This is a genomic window from Mycobacterium sp. TH-M25 (assembly GCF_057473665.1).
The window spans coordinates 1-5,631 of the sequence record NZ_JBYCLA010000505.1 but is presented as its reverse complement, the minus strand read 5'-3'; the positions used below and the strand labels follow the sequence as shown (position 1 = coordinate 5,631).

The 5,631-nt window shown below is 64.4% G+C and carries 6 protein-coding genes and 2 pseudogenes; 4 read left to right on the top strand and 4 right to left on the bottom strand.

Annotated features, from left to right (window positions below; genetic code table 11):
- The 3 genes and pseudogenes from AC2VOU_RS17055 to AC2VOU_RS17045 form a co-directional block, all read left to right on the top strand.
- Window positions 1–384 (top strand): annotated as a pseudogene (locus AC2VOU_RS17055) (hypothetical protein); the annotation flags it as partial.
- Window positions 385–397: 13 nt separating this feature from the next.
- Window positions 398–1,180, top strand: coding sequence for an SDR family oxidoreductase (locus AC2VOU_RS17050; RefSeq protein ID WP_486958430.1), 783 nt, complete (start codon window positions 398–400; stop codon window positions 1,178–1,180).
- Window positions 1,181–1,238: 58 nt separating this feature from the next.
- Complete coding sequence (locus AC2VOU_RS17045) at window positions 1,239–2,384, top strand: sulfotransferase family protein (protein WP_486958429.1); 1,146 nt, start codon at window positions 1,239–1,241, stop codon at window positions 2,382–2,384.
- Between the two features lie 236 nt (window positions 2,385–2,620).
- Here the strand turns inward: AC2VOU_RS17045 and AC2VOU_RS17040 are convergent, their stop codons facing one another.
- Both AC2VOU_RS17040 and AC2VOU_RS17035 read right to left on the bottom strand, forming a co-directional pair.
- A complete protein-coding gene (locus AC2VOU_RS17040; protein WP_486958428.1) occupies window positions 2,621–3,088 on the bottom strand; it encodes a hypothetical protein in 468 nt (155 codons plus the stop codon).
- Complete coding sequence (locus AC2VOU_RS17035; RefSeq protein WP_486958427.1) at window positions 3,085–4,245, bottom strand: 3-ketosteroid-9-alpha-monooxygenase, oxygenase component; 1,161 nt, start codon at window positions 4,243–4,245, stop codon at window positions 3,085–3,087. The genes AC2VOU_RS17040 and AC2VOU_RS17035 overlap by 4 nt, the downstream gene beginning before the upstream one ends.
- A gap of 112 nt (window positions 4,246–4,357) precedes the next feature.
- Here AC2VOU_RS17035 and AC2VOU_RS17030 point away from each other — a divergent pair, with 112 nt between their 5' ends.
- Window positions 4,358–4,882, top strand: coding sequence for a gamma carbonic anhydrase family protein (locus tag AC2VOU_RS17030; RefSeq protein ID WP_486958431.1), 525 nt, complete (start codon window positions 4,358–4,360; stop codon window positions 4,880–4,882).
- On the opposite strand, the gene AC2VOU_RS17025 is transcribed toward AC2VOU_RS17030, so the two are convergent.
- Both AC2VOU_RS17025 and AC2VOU_RS17020 read right to left on the bottom strand, forming a co-directional pair.
- The gene (locus tag AC2VOU_RS17025; protein WP_486958426.1) at window positions 4,879–5,286 is read right to left on the bottom strand and encodes a nuclear transport factor 2 family protein; all 408 of its coding nucleotides are present in this window, start codon (window positions 5,284–5,286) and stop codon (window positions 4,879–4,881) included. The two genes, AC2VOU_RS17030 and AC2VOU_RS17025, sit on opposite strands and share 4 nt — an antisense overlap.
- Window positions 5,283–5,631: pseudogene (locus AC2VOU_RS17020) on the bottom strand (LLM class F420-dependent oxidoreductase); the annotation flags it as partial. The pseudogene AC2VOU_RS17020 and the gene AC2VOU_RS17025, both read right to left, overlap by 4 nt.

The following is a 5,631-nucleotide window of genomic DNA, read 5'->3' as shown; positions in this document are numbered from 1 at the left end:
GTGACCGACGCGCCCTACCTCGGTTTCCAGCTGGGTAGCCTGTGGTACATCTCGCTGGACTACGTCAACCACCAGACGTCGCTGAACAACGCTCAGGCGCAAGCGGATCCGGACGGTAAGGTCCGCATCGTCGTCGCCGACCAGAACCCCGGCGTCACCAACTGGGTCGAAACGCTGGGCCACCGCCGCGGCTTTCTGCAGTTCCGCTGGCAGCGGGTGTCGCGTCCGCTCACCGAGGCCGACGGTCCCTCCGTCGAGCTCGTCAAGATCGACAAGCTCCCTGCCGTCTTACCGCATTACGAGCACAACAGGATTTCTGAGGAAGACTGGCGTACCCGAATCGCGTTGCGCCAAGAGCAAATCGCAGCAAGGATGCTGGGTTGAAAAGGGTCAAGCCATGACGGGAATGCTCGACAAGAAAGTCATCGTGATCAGTGGTGTGGGCCCGGGGCTCGGTACCACGCTGGCCCACCGATGTGCGCAAGAAGGCGCCGAACTGGTCCTTGCGGCACGCACGGTCGAGCGCCTGGAAGACCTTGCCACGCAACTCGGCGGCGCCGGGCACAAGGCGCTCGCGGTGCGCGCGGACATCACCGAAGACGACGACGTCGCGGCGCTGGTGGAATCCACCACTTCGAACTTCGGCAAGGTCGACGTTCTGATCAACAACGCCTTCCGAGTGCCGTCGATGAAACCGTTGGCCGCAACCAGCTTTCAGCACATCCGCGATGCGATCGAGCTGAGCGCCCTGGGTGCGTTGCGGCTGATCCAAGGCTTCACGCCGGCGCTGGAGGAAGCATGCGGTTCGATCGTCAACGTCAACTCCATGGTGCTGCGGCACTCGCAGGCGAAATACGGGGCCTACAAGATGGCCAAGTCCGCGCTGCTGTCGATGTCGCAGTCGCTGGCCACCGAGCTCGGCGAGAAGGGAATCCGCGTCAATTCTGTTGCACCCGGCTATATCTGGGGTGAGACACTGCAAGCCTATTTCGAGCATCAGGCCGGTAAGTATGGCACCACCGCCGAGCAGATCTACCAGGCCACCGCCGCCAACTCCGACCTCAAGCGGCTGCCCACCGAAGAGGAGGTCGCGTCGGCCATCATGTTCATGGCCAGCGACTTGTCCAGCGGGATCAGCGGACAGACGTTGGATGTCAACTGCGGCGAGTACCACAACTAGACATGACTGCTGCCGCCGGTGACGATGCAGAGCGAAGCGATGAGGAGGAGGCGGCGTAATGGGTGAACGCACCGACATTGCCACCGTCGACGAATTGCATGCTTCGGCAACCAAGCTGACCGGGCTCGACGACTTCGGCGCCGACACCGACAACTACCGCGAAGCGCTCGGCGTGCTGCTCGACTCGTACCGTCAGGAGGCCGGCCTGACGGTGTTGGGCAGCAAGATGAATCGCTTCTTCCTGCGCGGCGCGCTGGTGGCCAGGCTGCTGTCGGAGTCGGCGTGGAAGCAGTATCCGCAGCACGCCGACGTGGCGATCAATCGACCTATCTTCGTCACCGGGCTGGTGCGCACCGGCACCACGGCATTGCACCGACTGCTCGGCGCCGACCCGGCACACCAGGGTCTGCACATGTGGCTGGCGGAGTTCCCGCAGCCGCGGCCGCCGCGCGACACCTGGGAATCGCACCCGCTGTATCGCCAACTCGACGAACAGTTCACCCGGCACCACCAGGACAACCCGGGCTACACCGGCCTGCACTTCATGGCCGCCTACGAGCTCGAGGAATGCTGGCAGCTGCTGCGTCAGTCGCTGCACTCGGTGTCCTACGAGACGCTGGCGCATCTGCCGAGTTACTCAAAGTGGTTGTCGCAGCAGGACTGGACGCCGGCCTATCGGCGTCACCGCAAAAACCTTCAGCTGATTGGATTCAACGACGCTGACAAGCGCTGGGTGCTGAAAAACCCGAGCCATCTGTTCGCTCTCGACGCGTTGATGGAGACCTACCCCGACGCCCTGGTCATTCAGACGCATCGGCCGGTCGAGACGATCATGGCGTCGATGTGCTCGCTGGCCCAGCACACCACCGACGGCTGGTCAACGACATTCGTCGGCGCGCAGATCGGTGCCGACTCAGTGGAAACCTGGTCGCGCGGCCTGGAACAGTTCAACACCGCGCGCGCCAAGTACAGTCCGGCCCAGTTCTACGACGTCGACTACCGCGAATTGATCGCCGACCCGCTCGGCACCGTCGCCGACATCTACCGCAAGTTCGAAATCCCGCTCACCGATGAGGCACGGCAGGCGATGGAAGACAGCCACGCCGAAAGCCAGACCGGTGCAAGGGCTCCCAAGCACAAGTACGAGCTGGCCGACTACGGGCTGACCGCAGAGGCCGTCAAGGAACGCTTCGCCGGGCTGTGATCGTTTTGCCCGGCTCCTCAGCCGTTCGCTGCGTGAACCGCATCGTCGCCGGGCTGTGATCGTTTTGCCCGGCTCCTCCGCCGTTCGCTGCGCGAACCGCATTGTCGCCGGGCGGTGCTCGTTTTGCCCGGCTCCTCCGCCGTTCGCTGCGAGAACCGCATCGTCGCCGGGCTGTGATCGTTTTGCCCGGCTCCTCAGCCGTTCGCTGCGCGAACCGCATCGTCGCCGGGCTGTGATCAGCCGTCGCCGGGCGGGGTAGCCGTGGATACCGCTTCCAGGCACCCCTCGGCGACGGCATGCTCGATGCTGTCGGCGAGTTTCGGGCAGGCCCGCGACCGCGCGCTCGGTTCACCCGTCGCCCGCACCTCAGCGAAATAGGCGCAGCGCTGCGACGCGTCGTTATTCCATTGCACCGCAGTATGTCCGGGGCCCAGACGTTTGACGTTGACCGTGGCGTGGCAGAACCGGCAGTCCACCGGCTGCAGGCCGGACGTGAGATAGCGGCTGCGATCAGCCTCGGTGGCCTCCTGCACGGCGGCGGCGCGTTCCGGATCTCCGGCGAAATCGGGTGCCTTGGACCACGATCCGCCGCTCTTACCGTTGCCGGCCGGGGCCGGCTCGGCATGGCTTTCGTGATCGCCATGGAGCATCAGCATCGAACGAGCGAGCCGATCGACGTCAGGCGGCTGGTCCGACGCGCTCATGTAGCGGGCTGCTCGGCCTTCGTTTCGGGTTCTGAAGCCTGCTTCTGCAGGTTCTCGTCGACCTCGACGTGCCACTTCTCGTTGGCGATGGTGGTGTCCACCTCGATCTCGAAGCGGTCCGTCATGTCCGGCGTGACATCGGCGACGTCAACGTAGAACTGCTGATACCAGCGTCGCATCTGGTACACCGCACCGTCCTCTTCGACCAGCAGCGGATTGTCGATGCGGGTCTTGTGCTTCCAGATCTCGACGTCCTGCAGAAAGCCTTTGCTGACGCCTTCGGTGAAGACCTTGGCCAGCTTGTTGGTCATCTTCTCGTCCATGCCCTTGGGCTTTTCGACCATCACGCCCCACTGCAGGACGAATGAGTCCTGGGTGACCGGGTAGTGGCAGTTGATCAGGATCGACTCGGCCTTGTAGTCGCCGTAGCTGTTGTGCAGCCAGTTGATCATGAACGACGGGCCGAAGTAAGACGCCTCCGAATCCAGGTGCGCCTCGCCGTAGGAGGTGCCCAGGTCGTTGACGTCGGGCCGCCCCACGTTGTGCAGGTATTGCGAGGCGATATGCCCCTCGAAGACATTCTTGAAGTACGTCGGCAGACCGAAGTGGATGTAGAAGAAGTGCGCCATGTCGGTGACGTTGTCGATGATCTCGCGGCAGTTGGAGCCCTCGATGAGCATCGAGTTCCAGCGCCAGTCGGTCCACTCGTCGCTGGCGAACTCGGGAAGCTCGGGGATCCGCAATTCCGGCGGTGGCGGGTTGCCCTCGTGGTCGTGCCAGACGTACAGCAGTCCGCTGCGGACGTCGGTGGTCCAGGACCGGGTCCGGGCCAACCGTGGCGTCCGCTTGGCATAGGGCACCAGCTTGCATTTGCCGTCCCCGCCCCAGCGCCAGTCGTGGAATGGGCAGGCGACCTCGTCACCCTTGATGGTGCCTTGGGCCAAGTTGCCGCCCATGTGCCGGCAATACCCGTCCAGCACGTGCAGGTCACCGCGCGAGTCGGCGAACACGACGAGGTGGGTGCCGAATGCCTCGATGCCGTGCGGCTCACCGTCCAGGTAGTCCTTGACCGGGCCCAGGCAGTGCCAGCCGCGGGCATAGCGGTCGGGCAGGGTGCCCGCGTCGATCTCGCGAACTTCGGCGGTTTCGGTAGCCATCAGGCCTCCAGGTTTATCGGACTTCTAACTAGAACACGTTACAGTTTTTTCCCCGGATCGCGCAATGACGGCGACATCACTACCGGTGACCCGCCTGCGGTATATGTGGACAATGCCGCTGTTTTCCTTTGAAGGCCGATCTCCGCGCGTCGATCCCACCGCCTTCGTCGCCCCGACCGCCACCCTGATCGGCGACGTGACCGTCGAGGCCGGCGCGTCGGTGTGGTTCAACACCGTGCTGCGCGCCGATTACGGGCCGGTGACGGTGCGCGTGGGCGCCAACGTTCAGGACGGCTCAGTGCTCCATTCACCGCCGGGCGTTCCCGTCGACATCGGCCCCGGAGCGACCGTCGCGCACATGTGCGTCATCCACGGCGCCCACATCGGCGCCGAGGCACTGATCGCCAACCACGCCACCGTGCTCGACTGCGCGGTGATCGGCGAGCGCAGCTTGGTAGCGGCGGGCGCGCTGGTGACCGGCGGCACGAAGATCCCCGCCGAGGTTCTGGTGGTCGGATCGCCGGCCGTCATCAGGGGACCGATCGCCGGCACCGGCGCCGAGATGTGGGTAAAGGTGAACCCGAAGGCATACCAGGATCTCGCGCAGCGCTATCTGACCGGGTTGCAGCCGATTTAGATCTTGCGCGCGCTCGCGGTGGCCTGGTCGACTTCCCAGTAGGCGCGCAGCGCCAGCAGCCTGCCGTCGTCGTCGGCCTGGTAGGTGAACACCCCTTCGGCGGTGACCTGGTATCCCGTCGCGGTGATCAGGATGTGGCCGACGTTGGCTTCCTCGTTGCCGCACTGATAGGTCTTGTCGAAGACGAATTCGATCTTGTCGGTCGGTGCGATCGCGTTGTCCCAGAACGCCGAGATGGCCTCCCGGCCGCGATGGCCTTTGCCGTCGGGGTCGAAATGCGAAGGGCCGATCGGGTCTTCGACGATCGCGTCGTCGGCGAAGACCGCGAGCCAGGCGTCTTTGTCTCTGGCTGCGACGGCGTCACGGGAGCGCTTACCGGCCAGGTGAGCGGGCGACCCGCTCACTTCTGCCAGCCTGAATGGATATAGGTGTCGGCAAAACGCTTCAACGAGTCCTTCTTCTTGTCCAGCGGCGCATCGGTCCCGAGGCCGTCCAGAATCCACGGGATTGTGATGTAGTCGGTGACCCCGATTTCGGCGAGCTCGCGGTGTCCGTCCACGCCGAACTTGTCGATGCATACCGCCTGGATCTCGAAAGGCAATTCCGCACGGTCGTTTTCGGCGCGCAGCTTGTCCAGATTGCCGATGGTTTCGGCGAGCTGGGCGTGCGTCATCATTGCGCTGGTCCATCCGTCGCTGACCCGTGCCGCGCGGCGTAGCGCCACGTCGGTGTGGCCGCCCACGTAGAAC

Coding starts and splice junctions, on each gene's coding strand:
- AC2VOU_RS17050 (WP_486958430.1), top strand. CDS start 398: ATGACGGGAATGCTCGACAAGAAAGTCATCGTGATCAGTGGTGTGGGC.
- AC2VOU_RS17045 (WP_486958429.1), top strand. CDS start 1,239: ATGGGTGAACGCACCGACATTGCCACCGTCGACGAATTGCATGCTTCG.
- AC2VOU_RS17040 (WP_486958428.1), bottom strand. CDS start 3,088: ATGAGCGCGTCGGACCAGCCGCCTGACGTCGATCGGCTCGCTCGTTCG.
- AC2VOU_RS17035 (WP_486958427.1), bottom strand. CDS start 4,245: ATGGCTACCGAAACCGCCGAAGTTCGCGAGATCGACGCGGGCACCCTG.
- AC2VOU_RS17030 (WP_486958431.1), top strand. CDS start 4,358: ATGCCGCTGTTTTCCTTTGAAGGCCGATCTCCGCGCGTCGATCCCACC.